The 16,893-nt window shown below is 28.4% G+C and carries 17 protein-coding genes and 4 tRNA genes; 16 read left to right on the forward strand and 5 right to left on the reverse strand.

The annotated features are described in order from the left end of the window. Genes AVBRAN_RS08745 through AVBRAN_RS08755 form a run of 3 tightly spaced genes read right to left on the reverse strand, consistent with a single transcriptional unit; the run spans position 1 to position 1,854 of the window. On the reverse strand, positions 1-513 hold the full coding sequence (locus AVBRAN_RS08745; RefSeq protein ID WP_214116919.1) for a helix-turn-helix domain-containing protein: 513 nt from the start codon (positions 511-513) through the stop codon (positions 1-3). After that, on the reverse strand, positions 503-991 hold the full coding sequence (locus AVBRAN_RS08750; protein WP_214116920.1) for a hypothetical protein: 489 nt from the start codon (positions 989-991) through the stop codon (positions 503-505). The genes AVBRAN_RS08745 and AVBRAN_RS08750 overlap by 11 nt, the downstream gene beginning before the upstream one ends. Next, positions 991-1,854, reverse strand: a complete 864-nt coding sequence (locus AVBRAN_RS08755; RefSeq protein WP_239803061.1) for a UbiA-like polyprenyltransferase — start codon at positions 1,852-1,854, stop codon at positions 991-993. The genes AVBRAN_RS08750 and AVBRAN_RS08755 overlap by 1 nt, the downstream gene beginning before the upstream one ends. Positions 1,855-1,910: 56 nt before the next feature. Between AVBRAN_RS08755 and miaA the strand changes: the two genes are divergently transcribed. Further along, positions 1,911-2,780, forward strand: coding sequence for a tRNA (adenosine(37)-N6)-dimethylallyltransferase MiaA (gene miaA / locus AVBRAN_RS08760; protein ID WP_214120269.1), 870 nt, complete (start codon positions 1,911-1,913; stop codon positions 2,778-2,780). Positions 2,781-2,832: 52 nt separating this feature from the next. Here miaA and dnaJ read toward each other — a convergent pair whose 3' ends face one another. Beyond that, the gene (gene dnaJ / locus AVBRAN_RS08765) at positions 2,833-3,924 is read right to left on the reverse strand and encodes a molecular chaperone DnaJ (protein WP_214116926.1); all 1,092 of its coding nucleotides are present in this window, start codon (positions 3,922-3,924) and stop codon (positions 2,833-2,835) included. A 78-nt stretch (positions 3,925-4,002) separates the two neighbouring features. Here dnaJ and AVBRAN_RS08770 point away from each other — a divergent pair, with 78 nt between their 5' ends. The 15 genes from AVBRAN_RS08770 to AVBRAN_RS08840 all read left to right on the forward strand — a co-directional run bounded on the left by AVBRAN_RS08770 (position 4,003) and on the right by AVBRAN_RS08840 (position 12,963). Beyond that, positions 4,003-4,674 carry a response regulator transcription factor gene (locus AVBRAN_RS08770; RefSeq protein ID WP_214116928.1) on the forward strand — a complete coding sequence of 224 codons (672 nt, stop codon included), beginning with the start codon at positions 4,003-4,005 and terminating at the stop codon, positions 4,672-4,674. Further along, positions 4,674-5,894, forward strand: coding sequence for an ArsS family sensor histidine kinase (locus AVBRAN_RS08775; RefSeq protein ID WP_214116929.1), 1,221 nt, complete (start codon positions 4,674-4,676; stop codon positions 5,892-5,894). Before AVBRAN_RS08770 ends, AVBRAN_RS08775 begins: the two co-directional genes overlap by 1 nt. Continuing rightward, entirely contained in the window at positions 5,891-6,454 is a 564-nt protein-coding gene (locus tag AVBRAN_RS08780) for a recombination protein RecR (RefSeq protein WP_214120267.1), read from the forward strand. The genes AVBRAN_RS08775 and AVBRAN_RS08780 overlap by 4 nt, the downstream gene beginning before the upstream one ends. After that, the gene (locus AVBRAN_RS08785; protein ID WP_239803062.1) at positions 6,447-7,106 is read left to right on the forward strand and encodes a hypothetical protein; all 660 of its coding nucleotides are present in this window, start codon (positions 6,447-6,449) and stop codon (positions 7,104-7,106) included. Before AVBRAN_RS08780 ends, AVBRAN_RS08785 begins: the two co-directional genes overlap by 8 nt. After that, positions 7,103-8,713, forward strand: a complete 1,611-nt coding sequence (gene dsbD, locus AVBRAN_RS08790) for a protein-disulfide reductase DsbD (RefSeq protein WP_239803063.1) — start codon at positions 7,103-7,105, stop codon at positions 8,711-8,713. The genes AVBRAN_RS08785 and dsbD overlap by 4 nt, the downstream gene beginning before the upstream one ends. A gap of 54 nt (positions 8,714-8,767) precedes the next feature. Next, on the forward strand, positions 8,768-9,181 hold the full coding sequence (gene ndk, locus AVBRAN_RS08795; protein ID WP_214116937.1) for a nucleoside-diphosphate kinase: 414 nt from the start codon (positions 8,768-8,770) through the stop codon (positions 9,179-9,181). A 1-nt stretch (position 9,182) separates the two neighbouring features. Further along, positions 9,183-9,533: a hypothetical protein gene (locus AVBRAN_RS08800; protein WP_214116939.1), complete on the forward strand. Its 351-nt coding sequence runs from the start codon at positions 9,183-9,185 to the stop codon at positions 9,531-9,533. Between the two features lie 10 nt (positions 9,534-9,543). Next, positions 9,544-9,690: a 50S ribosomal protein L32 gene (rpmF, locus tag AVBRAN_RS08805; RefSeq protein WP_214116941.1), complete on the forward strand. Its 147-nt coding sequence runs from the start codon at positions 9,544-9,546 to the stop codon at positions 9,688-9,690. 5 nt (positions 9,691-9,695) lie between these two features. Further along, on the forward strand, positions 9,696-10,685 hold the full coding sequence (plsX, locus tag AVBRAN_RS08810; RefSeq protein ID WP_239803064.1) for a phosphate acyltransferase PlsX: 990 nt from the start codon (positions 9,696-9,698) through the stop codon (positions 10,683-10,685). After that, positions 10,663-11,649 (forward strand): beta-ketoacyl-ACP synthase III, encoded by a 987-nt coding sequence (locus AVBRAN_RS08815; RefSeq protein ID WP_239803065.1) that lies wholly within the window; start codon positions 10,663-10,665, stop codon positions 11,647-11,649. Before plsX ends, AVBRAN_RS08815 begins: the two co-directional genes overlap by 23 nt. A 234-nt stretch (positions 11,650-11,883) precedes the next feature. Continuing rightward, positions 11,884-11,959, forward strand: a tRNA-Lys gene (locus tag AVBRAN_RS08820). Positions 11,960-11,979: 20 nt separating this feature from the next. Next, positions 11,980-12,055, forward strand: a tRNA-Glu gene (locus tag AVBRAN_RS08825). Position 12,056: 1 nt separating this feature from the next. Further along, a tRNA-Val gene (locus AVBRAN_RS08830) sits at positions 12,057-12,132 on the forward strand. A 16-nt stretch (positions 12,133-12,148) separates the two neighbouring features. Continuing rightward, positions 12,149-12,225: transfer RNA gene (locus AVBRAN_RS08835), tRNA-Asp, on the forward strand. A gap of 300 nt (positions 12,226-12,525) precedes the next feature. Further along, the gene (locus AVBRAN_RS08840; protein ID WP_214120264.1) at positions 12,526-12,963 is read left to right on the forward strand and encodes a PH domain-containing protein; all 438 of its coding nucleotides are present in this window, start codon (positions 12,526-12,528) and stop codon (positions 12,961-12,963) included. A 22-nt stretch (positions 12,964-12,985) separates the two neighbouring features. Here the strand turns inward: AVBRAN_RS08840 and AVBRAN_RS08845 are convergent, their stop codons facing one another. Then, positions 12,986-16,789, reverse strand: a complete 3,804-nt coding sequence (locus AVBRAN_RS08845; protein WP_239803066.1) for an autotransporter outer membrane beta-barrel domain-containing protein — start codon at positions 16,787-16,789, stop codon at positions 12,986-12,988. Positions 16,790-16,893: the final 104 nt, after the last annotated feature.

Below are 16,893 nucleotides of genomic sequence, written 5' to 3' on the forward strand. Positions count from 1 at the left end.
TTATAAGCTTTTTAAAATAATATTAATTGCTTGTGGGCTTTTGTTTAGAAGTAATGCTATTTCTTCTACGCTTTTACCATCTCCAAAAAGTTTTAAAATCTGCATTCTTTCAGCGTCTTCATTAGGACTTAGCCTAGTGATTGGCTCGTTTGCAAGTTCTAAATTTGCAATTCTACTATCTTGGTTTTTTGTAACTTCTTGAATACTTTCTTGAATAATACCTAAATCACTATTTAGCTCATTAATTCTTTCATCAATAATTGAATGTATTAAAAACTCACAATTTTGCATAATATTATCATTAAAATCATTTTGTTTAGCGTTATTTATCTCTGCTAGTTTTAATTTTTCTACATCTTTTTCAAGTCTATGAATAGATTTATAATTCTCATCAATAGCCTTTAAAACCCCATCTAATTTATCATTTAAATCTCTAAAACTAAGTCTTACATAAACAAATAATAAAACTATAAAAATTATAAATACAATATAAATTAATAAATCAATCCCCATTTTTTTCCTTTTTAATATTAATTAAATTCCTTTGAATATCAGCTACAAATAAATTAAGCCCTTCTGTATCATATCTTTTAATTTGAGTGATTTTAAAAGTATGCTCATCAATTGCACTAACAAAACAAGATATAGTTCTATCAACTAAAACAAGCCTTGCGTAATATGTTTGATTAGGTTTTAAACTATCTTCAACACGAATATATTCATAATTTATTGAATTTGAATAAGTGCTATTATCTAATTTTATAAATTCATCTTTTTTAAGATTTTTAATTTCTAATAAATCTTTTTTAATATCACAAAGCATTTCAAAAAACAATTTATCTTCAGGATACATATCCATTTTACTAGCTCTGTGCCTATAATCTTGTAAAGATTTATGATAATTAATAGCATTATATTCTTGTAAAAATCTATCTTCTAATTCTTCACATTCTTGATAATCAATCCTAAATCTTGCTTCATACATAATCATTAGCCAACCTTTAAATCTATTATAAAAAATATCAAAAACACTATGCTAACAATAGCGTTTATATCAAAAAAAGCTCTTTCTATTTTTTCTGTATTTTTTCTCACTATAAAATGCTCTATTATTAATAAAATTCCTACGATTATCAATCCTAAAAATCCATAAAATCTAGCATTTACACTAACTAAAAAAACAAACCAAAACAAAAATGCAATCAAATGAAAAATCGCAGCTATAAATAAAGTAGCCGTTTTACCAAAACAAGATGGTATAGAAAATAAATTATTTGCTTTATCAAATTCTAAATCTTGCAAAGCATACAAGCAATCAAACCCAGCAGTCCAAAAACAAACCGCAAAACATAAAGCAATAGAATAAGCACTAATAGAATTTGTAAGCACAATTTCACCTGCTACACAAGCAAATCCTAAAGATAAGCCTAAAATAATATGAGCTAAATAAGAAAATCTCTTAAATAAAGAATAAGAACCAAGTAAAGCTAAGGCAAAAAAGCTAAGATAAAAGCAAGTAGTATTTATAAAATACGCTAAAAGCACGAAAATTACAGCATTTGCGATTATAAATAAAAGCAAATTCCCACGCCCTACTCTACCATCTACACTAGGACGATTTTTTGTCCTTTCGTTTAATATATCAATATCAGCATCAAGTAATCTATTAAGTGCCATTGCGTAATTTCTAGCACAAACAGCACAAAAAATAGCTAAGATAAAATTAAGCCAAATTGATGATAGGCTTAATTCATATAATTTTATAGCAGCAAGCATTGAAATAATTAAGAAAGGTAAAGCAAAAATACTATGCTTAAATACGATTAATTCTAAAATGTTTTTTAATTTATTCATAACTCTTCCGTTTTTAATCTAGTTTATAATATTTTAATTAAGATTTAAGGATAAAGATGAAAAAAATTGCTCTCATAGGAACAACTGCAAGTGGCAAAACAAACTTAGCTCATAAACTTGCTAAAGCTTCAAATTCTATAATTTTAAGCCTTGATAGTTTATGTCTTTATAAAGAATTAAATATTATAAATGCCAAGCCAGATAATCAAATGCTAGAAGAGATTAAATACTTTGGAATAAATCTAATTAGCGTAAATGAAAATTATAATGTAGGGCTTTATTTTGATGAATACAAAAAGGCTTTAGAATTTGCAAAAAATAATGAAAAAAATCTAATTATAACAGGTGGAAGTGGATTTTATCTAAAAGCAATGCTTGATGGATTAAGCCCTAAAATTAATGATATTAATCATAATTTAAGCCTTGATGAAATCTATAATCTAATGCTAAAAATTGATAAAAACTCAAACATATCAGCAAATGATACTTATAGGCTAAATAAATGGTATAGCATTTATAAAAGCACAAATGAAATTCCTAGCCTTTGGCTAAAAGCAAATACTCAAGAAGCACTTATTAAAGAGCTTAAAATATACGATATTTTATGGGATAAAGATATTTTAAACGAAAGAATTAGGCTAAGGACCAAACAAATGCTTAGCTTAAATGCTTATGATGAAGTTATAAATTTATATAAGATTTATGGCGATACAAAAGCATTAAACTCTATTGGAGCTAAAGAAATAATTGATTGTTTTAATCAAAAAATATCTAAAGATGAATTAGAAGATTTAATCACAATTCATACAAGACAACTAGCAAAAAGACAAAGAACTTTTAATAAAAAATTTAATGCAAAAGTTTTTAATATAAAAAGCGAAGAAGATTTGCAAAACGCATATGAAAGTATTTTAAGCTCACTTTAATAAAAATATTTTTAATCCAAATTCTAAAAAAGAATTTGAATTAAAATAAAAATTATTTAAACCAAGATTTAATAGTATCAAATATCCCGTGTTGTTGCTCTTTAGCATCATTTTTGATACCAAAACTCTCATTTAATTTTTCTAATAATTCTTTTTGTTCTGCATTTATATGTTTTGGATACATAATACTAAGTTGGACAAATTGATCCCCTGTTCTTCTTGTATGATGGTTTTTAACACCTTCGCCACTAATTTTTACAAGTTGTTTATCGCTTAAGCCAAATGGAATTTGAATACTAGCTTCTCCTCTAATAGTAGGCACAATGATGGTAGAACCTAATGCTGCTTGGGTAAATAAGATTGGAACATCTATATAAATATCATCACCTTTTCTAACAAACCTATCATCTCTTGCTACACGAAGTTTTATATACAAATCAGAACGCTCATTAGAGTTAATCTCATTTCCTTTATTAGAGCATTTTAAAGTTACTCCGTTATCAACTCCTTCAGGAATAGTTACTTCTAATTCTTCTTTTTTATTTTCTTTTCCACTACCTTGACAAGATGAACATTTATCTTTTACTACTTTACCTTTACCGCCACACACATCACAAGTGCTAACCATTTGGAAAAAGCCTTTTCTAATAGCTATTTTGCCCTTGCCATTACATCTTGAGCAAGTAGTTGTAGTTTTACTTGCCGAGCCTGTTCCATCACACTTAATACAATTTGCTTTATAAGAATAATTAACTTTCTTTTTACAACCAAAAATAGCTTCTTTAAAACCTAATTCAAGAGTAATAAATAAATCTTCATCAATTTCTTCATCATCACTATCGCCAAAGCCACCAAAAATATCACTAAAAATATCACTAAAATTTGAAAATCCTTCAAATCCAAAGCCACCAGCACCTGAACCACCATTAAGACCAGCTTCGCCGTATCTATCATATCTAGCTCTTTTAGTGTCATCACTTAAGGTTTCATAAGCTACATTGATTTCTTTAAACTTTTCTTCAGCATCTTTATCGCCTTGATTTCTATCAGGATGATATTTCAATGCCAATTTTCTATAAGCTTTTTTAATTTCTTCAGAACTAGCATTTTTACTAACTCCTAGAATTTCATAAAAGTCACGCATCTTTTTCCTTTTGCAATTTATCATTTATAAATTAATTATTGTTAGAATGGAAAGACTTTAATAAATAAAGGTGAAAAAATGATTAATGTAATTATGATTGAAGACGAAGTGGAATTCGCTGAGTTGATTACAGAGTTTTTAGCAAGGTTTAACATAAAAGTTACAAATTACAGCACTCCTGCTGAAGGTTTAACTGCTAACTTTAGTAATTATGATTGTCTAATTTTAGACTTAACTCTACCTGGAATGGATGGATTAGAAGTATGCAAGGAAATTCGCAAGAAGTATGATATTCCTATTATCATTTCAAGTGCTAGAGGGGATACAAGTGATAAGGTTTTAGGACTTGGATTAGGGGCTGATGATTATTTACCAAAACCTTATGAGCCAACTGAATTGCAAGCAAGGGTATCATCACTTGTTAGAAGATACAAAAAAAGCTTACTACCACCTGAAGAAGAAGTAAGCACATTATTCAAAGTTGAGCATGAAAAACATGAAATTTACTATGATAAAAAACCACTAAGCTTAACACCGGCTGAATATGATATATTAAGTTATCTAGTGAAAAGACATAGCTATTCAGTATCAAGAGATGAGCTAGCTAATAGCTGTAGGTCATTAAGAGAAAAAGATAGCAAAAGCTTAGATGTAATTATAGGAAGATTAAGAAGTAAGATAGGCGATAGTTCAAAAGACCCTAAACATATATTCTCTGTTCGTGGTATTGGTTATAAGCTTCTTGGCTAATGCTGTTACACTCTATTCTTAGTAAGCTAATAGCAGTTTTTGCTATTAGCATTATACTTACTATTACAGCTATTATACAAATAACTCAATACTCCAATAAGGCTTTAAGAGCTGAAAGTATAAGTAGGCTTTATTTTGCAATATTAGCTATTAATAAATTGTATGCTAGTGGTGCTGGTGTAGAAATTGATAAATACTTACAAGATATTGATTTTCAAGAAATCACAGACAAGCGTTTTATGCGTGAGCTTTGCACAAGCAATGATAAGCCAATAGACCATAAAACTAATTTTGGACTAATTCAAGGAATTGTTTATAAAGACAAATATTATTTAAAACTCATAAATCAAAAAAATAATTCATTAAAAGTTTATGAAAACACCCACAATAATAATATAAATGATGGTTTAATTAAATTATTAATATCATTAATTATTATGATGTTTTTCGCTTCTTTAATATATTGTTATAATTTAATTCAACCATTAAAAGGTCTTACAAGACATATTAGAGATTTATCAAACGGAAAAAATAGCAATTTTTCTTATTATAAAAATGATGAAATAGGATTATTAACTAAAGAATTTAATAAAGCTACTAAAAAAAATAATGAATTGGTATTGGCAAGAAGATTTTTTTTAAGAGCAATTATGCACGAGTTAAAAACACCTATTGCTAAAGGAATGTTTGCAGCAACTATGCCAGAAAGCGAAAAAAATAAAAAAATCTTAATAAGTGTATTTAAAGGTATGAATGCTTTAGTAAATGAATTTAAGCAAGTAGAAGAAATATTATCTAAAAACCATGAAGTAGTCTTAAAAGAATATTCGTATTCATATTTATTAGAGCAATCAATCAGTGCTTTATATTTAGATAATTTACAAATTATTGATGTAAAAATGAACGAAGATAGAACAATAATAGTAGATGGAGCTTTGTTTATAATATTAATTAAAAATCTATTAGATAATGCTATTAAATACTCAAGCAACCATAAGTGTATAATTGAATTTCAAAAAGACTATATTAATGTAAAAAACATAGGAGAAGAAAAAGACTTTAATACAGAAGAGTATTTTAAACCATTTGCAAGGGGTAATGCAGAGCAAAGTGGATTTGGATTAGGACTTTATTTAATAAAATATATTTGTGATACTCAAGGATTTGAGCTTAAATATTTTTACGATGATGGCTATCATAACTTTAGGATTATATTGTGATACATTTTGATAATTTATGCAAAAGCATAGGAAAAATTCAAGGAATTGGCAAAAAAACTTCTTTAAAAATGGCTTATTATTTGTGTTATGAAAATAAAAATTTATTAGAAGAACTAATGAATTCTTTAGAGAATGCTAAAAAAAATATAAAAGAATGTTCTATTTGTGGTTGCTTAAGTGAAAATGAACTTTGTGATTATTGCATAAATGATGAATTAGATAATACAATTTGCTTAGTAGAAAGCCCAAAAGATGTATTTTTTATAGATGAATGTAAAGTATATGAAGGTAGATATTTTATACTTTCAAAAACCAATGAATACTATTTAAAAAAATTAGAAAAAATGATTTGCAAATACAATACAATAGAACTAGTTTTAGCCTACACACCAAGCGTTAGCACGGATACGGTGTGCTTTTATTTAGAAGATTATTTTAAACACTACAATGTAAAAGTAAGCAAAATCGCTCAAGGCGTTCCAAATGGTATTAAAATTCAAGATATTGATATTCACTCTTTAAGTAGTGCAATTTTAAATAGGGTAAGTATTGATGGGTAAAAAAACTATTATATTATTTTCATTATTAGCCTGTATTAGCGTAATATTAAATAGCATAGATGTTTATATTACACTTGATAAAAACTATCAACTAAAAGACAATGAAGGCACTAAAAATATCATCGCAAAACAAGCAAAAGCAATAGTAGATAAAATAGATAATTATGCAAAAAATCTTCCAAATTCTTTAAATTATAAAGAAAAAATTAATCTAATCAAAAAAGAAATTAATACGATTAATTTTGATAATTATCAAGAAAAAGCCTATGCTTTTAATGAGTTAGGATTTTATATAGCTCATTATTCTAAGGACTATGAGCATCAAAATATTTTTTTAGAAAAAGACACAAATAATAAATTTTATATAAAAGAACTGCTAGCAAAAATAAAAGATGAAGGATATACAAAAGCTAATATTTTTTGGACTAACTACTCAATAAGACATATAATAACTTATATCAAAAAAGATAAAAATTTAAATGTATATTATGGTTGCACTATTGATTTAGATAAAATTAAAAACTTTAAAAAAATAAAGGCAAGTTATAACGATAAAGAAAAAATACTAATTATTTTTAGCACATTATTTATTATTTTTACAATCATATGTTTTACTCTTATACAATATAAAAAAACAAGGAAAAAACAATGAAATTTATTATAAATATTTTAATATTTTGCGTATTAGCAATTGCAAATCCACTACCACCAAATGAAGCATTTAAATTCCAACTTGAAAATAACTCTCAAGCAAATTTTATAAAACTTAATCTAAATCCTGATATTTATTTATATAAAAACGAAATAAAAGTCTTATTAAACAACGAAAATATCACAAATAAATTTGACTTAAGCAATGCGGTATTAAAGGATAATGTTGAAGTCTTTTACAATACTTTAGAATTTGATTTCCCAAATTTTACATTAAAAAATAATGACAATATTAAAATTTTTTATTTAGGTTGTTCTACTGAAGGATTATGTTATCAACCACTTGTAGCGTCTTTTAATTATCAAAATGATAAATTGGTTTTAGAATACGATAACAAAGAAGCTTTAAAACTAAAAAAAGAAAAACAATCTACACAAAACGAATATGAAAGCAAGCTTTTAAATTCTTCATTTTTAATAAATATTTTAACTTTTTTTGTATCAGGAATACTATTATCTTTAACACCTTGCACCCTACCAATGATACCTATAATATCTAGTATTTTGGCAAAAAGTAGTGGTAAAAATCCAATAATTTCAAGCATTATTTATGTATTAGGAATGGCTATTAGCTATACAATAGCAGGAATAATAGCAGCTTTAGTAGGAAGTGGGGTTCAAGTATTTTTTCAAAATCCAATTGTAATCATTCTATTTTCTTTAATTTTTGTAATTTTATCATTATCAATGTTTGGCTTATTTGAACTAAAAATGCCTAACTTCATTGTAAATAGCGTAAATAAAAAAAGCTCAAAATATAGTGGAATTATCGGGGTATTTTTAATGGGGGTCTTAAGTGCTTTAATAGTAGGACCTTGTGTAGCTGCACCACTTGCTGGAATTTTAATTTATGTAGCAAATAGCAATGATGTATTGCTTGGAGCTTTTTCATTATTTTTTATGAGTATAGGTATGGGAATTCCACTAATAGCAATTGGTTTTGGTTTTAAATTTATAACTGGTTCTTGGATGCAATATGTTAATAAATTTTTTGGATTTATTTTATTAGGAATAGCAATATTTTTCTTAGAAAGAATAATAAATGAGAATATTACAAATGTCTTATATGCCTTACTTGGTATTAGTTTTGTAGTATTTTTTGGCTTATTTGAAAATACTAAAAATAAATTCTTTTTATTTTTTAAAATTATTTTAGTTTTAATATTAGCTTATAGTTTTATATTATTAAACAAAACTTTTAATCCAAGTAATAATATTTCTCAACAGAATTTAGAATTCACACAAGCAAAAGAAAAATTAAATCTAAGTTCAAAAAATATTGTATATTTTACAGCTAGCTGGTGTGAGAACTGCAAAGTTATGCAAAATACTACTTTTAAAGATAAAGAAGTTATAAATGAGTTGAAAAATTACAATTTAATCAAAATAGATTTAACTAACCCAAACCAATTTGAACAAGAAATGGCAGAGACTTATAAGGTTTTTGGACCACCAGTTTTACTTGTTTTAAACGATAAAGGCGAAGTGCTAAAACAAATAATAGGATTAGTAGATGCAAAAACTTTATTAAAAGAACTTAATTTTTAAAGCTTAAATTAATTTATTTTTGTATAATATGAGCTTTTATTTTAAGGAGATTTAATGCAAAGAACTTTATCAATCATTAAACCTGACGCTGTTAAGAAAGGTGTTATAGGTCAAATTTTAAGTCGTTTTGAAGCAAATGGCTTAAGAATTGCAGCTATTAAAAAGCTTTATTTAACAAAAGAACAAGCAGGAGAATTTTACGCAGTTCATAAAGAAAGACCATTTTATAAAGATTTAGTTGAATTTATGACTAGTGGTCCTGTTGTAGTATCTGTGTTAGAAGGCGAAAATGCAGTTGCTAAAAATCGTGAATTAATGGGAGCAACTAATCCAAAAGAAGCAGCTAAGGGAACAATAAGAGCTGATTTTGCTGAAAGTATTGACGCAAACGCAGTGCATGGTAGTGATAGTTTAGAAAATGCTAAAATAGAAATAGAGTTTTTCTTTAATAAACTTGAAATAAATTAAAATGAAAATTGCTTTTAGTAAAATTAATTCGGTAAAATACCCTTTTAAGTTAGATTTTGATAATTTAATATTAGAAGGCTTTTTAAAGAGAAAAGATAATAAAATAGTTACGCTAGACGCAATTTTAGTAGGCAATGTAATTCATTATTGTGATAGTTGTGCTGCTGAAATTGAGATTGAAATTAATGAAAAAATTAATTTAGATTTGAGCGATGGTGTATTTAAAGATGAAGAAAACGAATTAAGCGACACTATGGAATTTTATGATGGTGAAATAGACTTAATTGAAGTATTAAAAAGCGAATTAGCTTTATATTTAAGCGATTATTTTTATTGTCAAAAATGTAAATAAGGAGAATAACATGGCAGTTCCAAAGAGAAGAGTTAGTAAAACAAGAGCAGCAAAAAGACGCACTCATTACAAAATTGAGCTAGTAAGACCAATTAAAGATAAAGATGGTAGTTGGAAATTACCTCATAGAATTAATCCAACAACTGGCGAATATTAATACCTATGATAAAAGTTGCTGTTGATGCTATGGGTGGAGATTTTTCTTTCCCCCCAATAATTAGTGGAGTTATAAAAGCGTTAAAAGAAAAAGATAATTTTAGCGTTATTCTAGTTGGGGATGAAGAAAAAATAAAAAGTCAAATTCCATCAGAATTATCAAATAGAGTTGAATTTGTTCATACCACCGATGTTTTTGATATGGATGAAAATTCTACAGATGTTTTAAAACGCAAAGACAGCAGTATTTATAAAGCAGTTGAATTAGTAAGAAACCACGAAGCAAATGCAGTTGTTTCGGCTGGGCATAGTGGTGCTACAATGAGCCTTGCAACCCTTAGAATAGGTAGAGTAAAAGGTGTTTTAAGACCTGCTATCGCAACTTTAATGCCTACTTTTAACGGCAGGGTTTTGGTATTAGATGTAGGTGCTAATGTTGATTGCGAAGAAGAAAATTTATTACAATTTGCAATAATGGGCGAAGCTTATGCAAAAGAAGTAATGAATATAAAAAATCCTAAAATTGCACTACTTTCAAACGGAGAAGAAGATTGCAAAGGAAACAAACTTACAAAAGACACACATAAATTATTAAGAGAACATTTAAGCAATTTTATAGGCAATGTTGAAGGCGGACATATATTTGCTGGAGAATGTGATGTGGTAGTTTGCGATGGATTTACTGGAAATATATTATTAAAAACTGCAGAAGGTGCTGTAGGCATTTTTGCTAAGTTGTTAAAAAATGAGATTAAAAAATCATCATTGTCAAAACTTGGTTATATGCTTAGCAAAGGTGCATTTAATGCTTTAAAACAGCATTTAGACTACGACCAATATGGTGGAGCTCCATTATTAGGAATTGATGGATGTGCTATCATTAGCCACGGAAAAAGCAATGAAGAAGCTATAAAAAATGCAATTTTTCAAGCTTTAAAATTTGCTAATTCAAATGTAAATAAAGTGATTGAAGATGAAATTAAAAGCTTGCATTAAAAGTATTGCTTCGTATTTACCAGAAAAAACACTAACAAATAAAGATTTTGAAAGTTTTTTAGATACAAGTGATGAATGGATATTAAAAAGAACAGGAATTAAGCAAAGATATATTGCTAGTGAAACTGAAAATACTAGCGATTTAGCATATAAAGCAGCTATAAAAGCTATACAAAGAGCTAAAATTCAAACTAATGAGATAGATTTAATAATAGTAGCTACATTAAGTCCTGATTATTTTACTATGCCATCAACTGCAGTAGTTGTAGCAAATAAACTTGGATTAAAAGGTGTAAGTGCATTTGATATAAGTGCTGCTTGTTCGGGATTTATTTATATGCTTGAGCTTGCTCGTTCTATGGTTGAAAGTGGTGCTAAAAAAAATGTATTAATAATAGGAGCTGAAAAAATATCTTCTGTTCTTGATTATACAGATAGAACTACTTGTGTTTTATTTGGAGATGGCGCTGGAGCTTGCGTTGTAAGTGCAAGTGAAGGTAAAGGAATTATAGATATTCATACAGGAAGCGATGGAGAATTTAAAGATTTATTATGCACTAAGCGTTCAAATCAAACAAAACAATTAGAGCCTATTAAACTTGAAATGAAAGGCAATGAAGTATTTAAGGTAGCTGTTAAAACATTATCAGATGATGTGTCGTATTTATTAGATAAAAACAAACTTAAAACAAGTGATATAGATTTATTTATACCACATCAAGCAAATCTTAGAATTATCTCTTATGTTCAAGAAAAACTTGGCTTAAGCGATGAGCAATGTGTTGTATGTGTTGATAAATTTGGTAATACTTCAGCTGCGTCAATTCCAATAGCTATCAATGAAGCTTACGAACAAGGTCGTTTAACAAATGGCAAATTAATGCTTTTAGACGCATTTGGCGGCGGATTTACTTGGGGTAGTGCTTTAGCTTATTTTGATGGAATTGATTATAAGAATTTATAAAATTCAAATCATATTACTATTTATAAAAGAATTTAATTAAGTATATTTTTGTTATAAAATCTTGAAAGTATATTTATTTAACTTATTAATTAAAATTTTTGCAATATTTTTATGAACTTTATTATTCAAATCTTCTTTATTTTCAAGAGATTTAGTATAAATATTATAAATTGTTTTAATATTAATTTTAATTTAAGTTTTAAAATGTATAATCCAAACTTATTTTTATTTTAAGTCTTGTTAGCTCAGCAGGTAGAGCATCTCACTTTTAATGAGGGGGCCGCTGGTTCGAATCCAGCACAGGACACCATTTTTTTGATCCAGGTTTGAGACCCTTTCGTCTAGTGGCTCAGGACGCCATTCTCTCCGTTTGGAAACGAGAGTTCAAATCTTTCAAGGGTCGCCATGGTCGCTTAGCTCAGTTGGTAGAGCGCCACCCTTACAAGGTGGATGTCATAAGTTCGAGTCTTATAGCGACCACCATTCATTAAATTCGGTTGCGGCGGTAGTTCAGCTGGTTAGAATATCGGCCTGTCACGCCGGAGGTCGCGGGTTCGAGCCCCGTCCGCCGCGCCATTTAATTTCGCTTAAGATAAATCAATTTTCCCAAGTTTTTTAATAAGTCAAATTAATTTTTGTATAAATATTTTCTAACTCAATAATAACTACAAATATTTTAAAAACACATTACTAAAAGCAACAATAAAATATACTTATAAAAACCTAAATTCAAGTTATTATAAAACTTTTAAAAATATTAAAATTATTAATTCAAATTCTTTATAAATTTAAACGCAAAATATATTTATCATTTAAGCTAGAATTAAAAATGGGGGGGGGTATAATACTTTTTTTAATTTTTTAAAAGGAGTTTTTATGTCTTATGTAGAACAAGTTTTAGGTGCAGATGAAAGCGTTGTTTTAAAAGCCAAAGTTAGTATTTTTGCTTTTATAGGTGATTTATTTGCTATTTTAATTTTAGCAATTTTAAGTATTGCTATTCATCCTTTTATTGCTATATTTATCATCTTTCTTTTACTTCGTATGTTCGTTATCATTACAACAACAGAACTTGCTTTAACAAATAGAAAAGTTATAGCTAAATTTGGCTTTATTAGAAGAGATACAATAGAGCTAAGATTAGAAAAAATAGAAAGTATCAGAGTTGGTCAAGGAATTCTTGGTAGGATTTTTAATTTTGGCACAATATTTATAAATGGTGCTGGTTCTTCTGCACCTGTTCCTTTTATTGGTGAACCAATAAAATTCAAAAAAAGTGTAGATGAATATATAGAAAATAAATTATCAAAATAAGCCCTATTTCTAGGGCTATTTTTTAAAACGAATATCTTAAAGTTCCGTTTATATTGTAGTTTGTATTATATTTTCCACTAAATGATTTTTCAGCGTCTAAACTAAACTTAGTATTTTTACCTAAGTTAAAATTAGCTCCTACACTTGCAAATCCACGACTATCTTTAAAGCCTTTTTCAACTCTTATAGTTGTGCCATCGCTTAAAGTTATAGTAGGAGTATTATTTAAATCAAACGCCCCGCCAACACTAGCTCTTAAACCAAAAGTATCATTAATATTTGCACCAGCACTTAAAGCAACTTTTGCTGCTCCCATAAATTTACCTTCGCTTTTTAAAGTAACTTTATCATTACCCTTTAAACTAGCCATAGGAACATAGCCAAGGATTAATTCAGCACTAGGCTCAAGATAAAAATCACTTCCCATTCTATATCCAGCCTCAACGCTACCTAAAAATCCACTTCCACTATCTTTTAAATCGCCTAACCAAACATTATCTTTAAATGTTGATTTATGATGAGTATATCTTGCAGTTGCATCAATAAATAAGCCATCATTACCAACTAAGCTAACATAAGCACCAATGCCGTGATTTTTCACCTTAGAATTACTTGAATTACTTGTGCTTTGACCTATATTTGCCATTACACCTGAATATAATTCGCCATAATTTGTGCTAGTTTGCTTATCTGCACCAAATTGCACTTCATAGTATTTTATTTTAGCACTATCAATCTTGACTTCACCACCAAAACTTCTAATCCAAATTCCAGCATTTTTGCCATCATTATTTCTTAGTTCACCCATTCTTTTGTTTAGATTGTTCCATTCACTAACATAAGAATAATAAGTCTGATTTAGCATATTTTTTGCATCTGTTAAAGCCTTAGTATTAGCACCTTTTAAAGTAAGTTCAATCTCATTACCATTAATGTTAGACCCTACTTTAATAGCTTCTTCAATTGCAGCGTTTTTAATATCTTTTTGTGCTTCTTCAATTGCTTTATCAAGGCTAGTTTCACTTGCTACAATCTTGCTTGTATCATTTGCAACTTTATTAGCATTTGCCATTACCTCATCACTTGCAGTTCCTTTTGCAACTTCATTTGCTTTTTGAGCAATTGCACCTACGCTTGAGCTTGCATTATCTAAGATACTCTTATCAGCACCACTTTTGCTATCAGCACTAAAATTATCACTTGTCTTACTAGCATCAGCCCTACTTGCAGCCGCATTAACAGGATTTGCTACAACTGAATAATAAATATAATCCTCATCTCCTTGCTTTAATGTCCCGCTTAATATATTTTTCTTATCTAATGAATATACACTTAGACCATCATAAACTCCGATTTTTGTAACGAAGTCTTCTGCTGTTGCATTTCCATTTCCAATCTTTAATAAAGCTAGTGGAAGATTTGCTAGATTAGTTGCATCAGCTTTGCCATTATTTACACTTAAACCAAGTAATCCTATTTCATTTGCCTTACCACTTGTGCTATTTCTTGCAATCATTGTGCCTAAGAATGTATTGTTTGTGCCACCCATAATAAATGTATTATTACTTGCATTTAAATCATTTGCTAAAATTCTACCTGTAATCTTAGAATTATTCACATTTAATTTATCAGCTTTCATATCGCCAAATACAATAGCGTTATTTAAATTAATGCTTGAACCTTTTGAGATAGGGTCTTTATAAAAATTCGCAGCACTAACTTGATTTGCCAATACACCAGTAGTTAAATCATCACTAATATCAGCATTACCTATAACTTGAGCTTTGATAGCTGAACTATTGATATTTATATCTTTTGCTTGTAAAAGAGTTGTATTAGCACTCTTATCTAATTTATAAGCACTCTCTATACCTGTTAAGCTTAGATTATTTGAAGCTGCGATATTAGCGTCATAGCTAATCTCTCCGTGATACACTCTAGCTTCTTTATCTAGCCTTTCTACATCTTCAACGATACCACTTAAGCTTAGATTTCTAGCCTTAACATCTTTATCAAATGATGAACTAACAGCATTGATTGAGCCGTAGTTTGTAACGCTTTCTCTAAATAAAGCTTTATTAGCATTTACATTAAACTCTGCGTCTTTTAGATTTGTTCCGTGTGTAAGCTTATTTATAACTGCATTTTTAAGAGTAATTGTTTTAGAACTTGTAGCTTTATCGTTTGCTATGATATTTTCTGCATAAGTATTTGTTAGGCTTATATTTCCATCATTTACATTGATATTTGCAAATCTTGACATTGTATTAATTGCATCATCATTGTCAATATAAGAAAATGCAGGATTATACTCTTGATTGCCGTTTTTATCTTTTACTCTTTCGCCACTTTCATCTCTTTTTTCTTCTAACAAATTCCCTAAAGCTTTTAAATCGCCCTTAGCAATATTTACATTACTTGTAAAACTTGAGTTATTAGCATTTAAATTACCTTCTGTAATATAAACACCGCCTGTATTTTCAAAACTACTAACAATAGTATTTATATCGCCTTTAGTAACTTTTACAACCCCATCTCCACTAATTTCAAAACCAGTTGTATCAATACCACCATTAGCTATCAAATCTCCAGTTTCCATCTCTTCACTATCTACATATTTTAAAGCATCTTTATAAAATGTAGTGCTATCAATATCATGAGAATTTGAAGTTGCTGCTTTAATCAGTGGTAAGAACTTTTCTTCATTATTCATTATCTCATCAAGTCTCTTCATATCTTCAGCACTTGCTATTTTTTCGCTATTTAAAAGAGTTGAGAAATGCTTATTCGCTAATTCTTTTTGATGAGCTCCACTTATGAATTTTCCATCAGTTTCTACATTACCATTTATTTTTGTTCCATAAATTTCTATATCGCCTTTACTCTTAACTCCCTTTTTAATGTCCGAAAGGATAAATCTAGCTTTGCCGTTTTGATTATCAATAGCACCTTGAAAAGTTGTGTTAAAGCCATAGAATGAATTATTTGCACTTGCTTTAGTATTTGCTGTAACTTTACCACCGATTACAGCTGTTTCAAATTTAACTAAATTAGAGCTTGTTATATCTCCACCATATAAATCACTTGTTTGTTCGCCATGTTGGATACTAGGCTCTCTTGCTATGTATGGTTTATCATTTCCAACTGGTGTTCCCATTACATATAAATCTTTAGCACTTACGCTACCATTTACATCAGCTTCAAGTAAAATTACATCTCCATTGCCACTAATAGCTACACCACTGCTACTTTCAATAGCACCTTCATCTAAAACAAATAAATCATTATTCTCAATTGTAGTTCCTACAGATTTAATTTCTATATTTGATACATGCAAACCACTATTGTTTGTAATTTTTTTACCTTCTGCAAGATCTATTTGAATTCCATCAATCAAACCATTGATTTTGTAGTTTTTATTGGTATTTAAAAGTTTTTTAAAAAAACCTACTTTCTCTTCTGTAAATTCTGGGTCAATTAAAGCACGATTAAAATCAACTAGGCTTTTATTATTTGTAAAACTACCTTTTAAAATGTGTTCTTTATGAACGCCACCACCTTCATGGTCTAATAAAAACGCTCCATTATTTACAATATCACCTGTAATTGTTTTAAGACCTATATCTTCTTGAAAAGTTGCTTTTCCGTAGTTTTTAATAGTAATATTTTCAGCAATATCACTTGTAATTTTGTAGTAGTCTTTCTCAGCTTCTGCGTGAGTAGCTTTGTTTAACTCTAAAGCGTTTAAGCTAGTGCTAAGAATTAATGCACTCGCAACTAATGAGAGCTTAAATACCCCCCCCCGTAATGTGTCTAGCCATGACATCTCCTTAAAAAAATAATTTTGCCTAAGCAAGTCGTGATGATAATTTATATAAATTAAATATAACTTAAATTATGTTTGATTATAAAAAATAATCAAACATAGAA

The sequence above is a fragment of the Campylobacter sp. RM12651 genome, assembly GCF_022369475.1.
Taxonomy (GTDB): domain Bacteria; phylum Campylobacterota; class Campylobacteria; order Campylobacterales; family Campylobacteraceae; genus Campylobacter_E.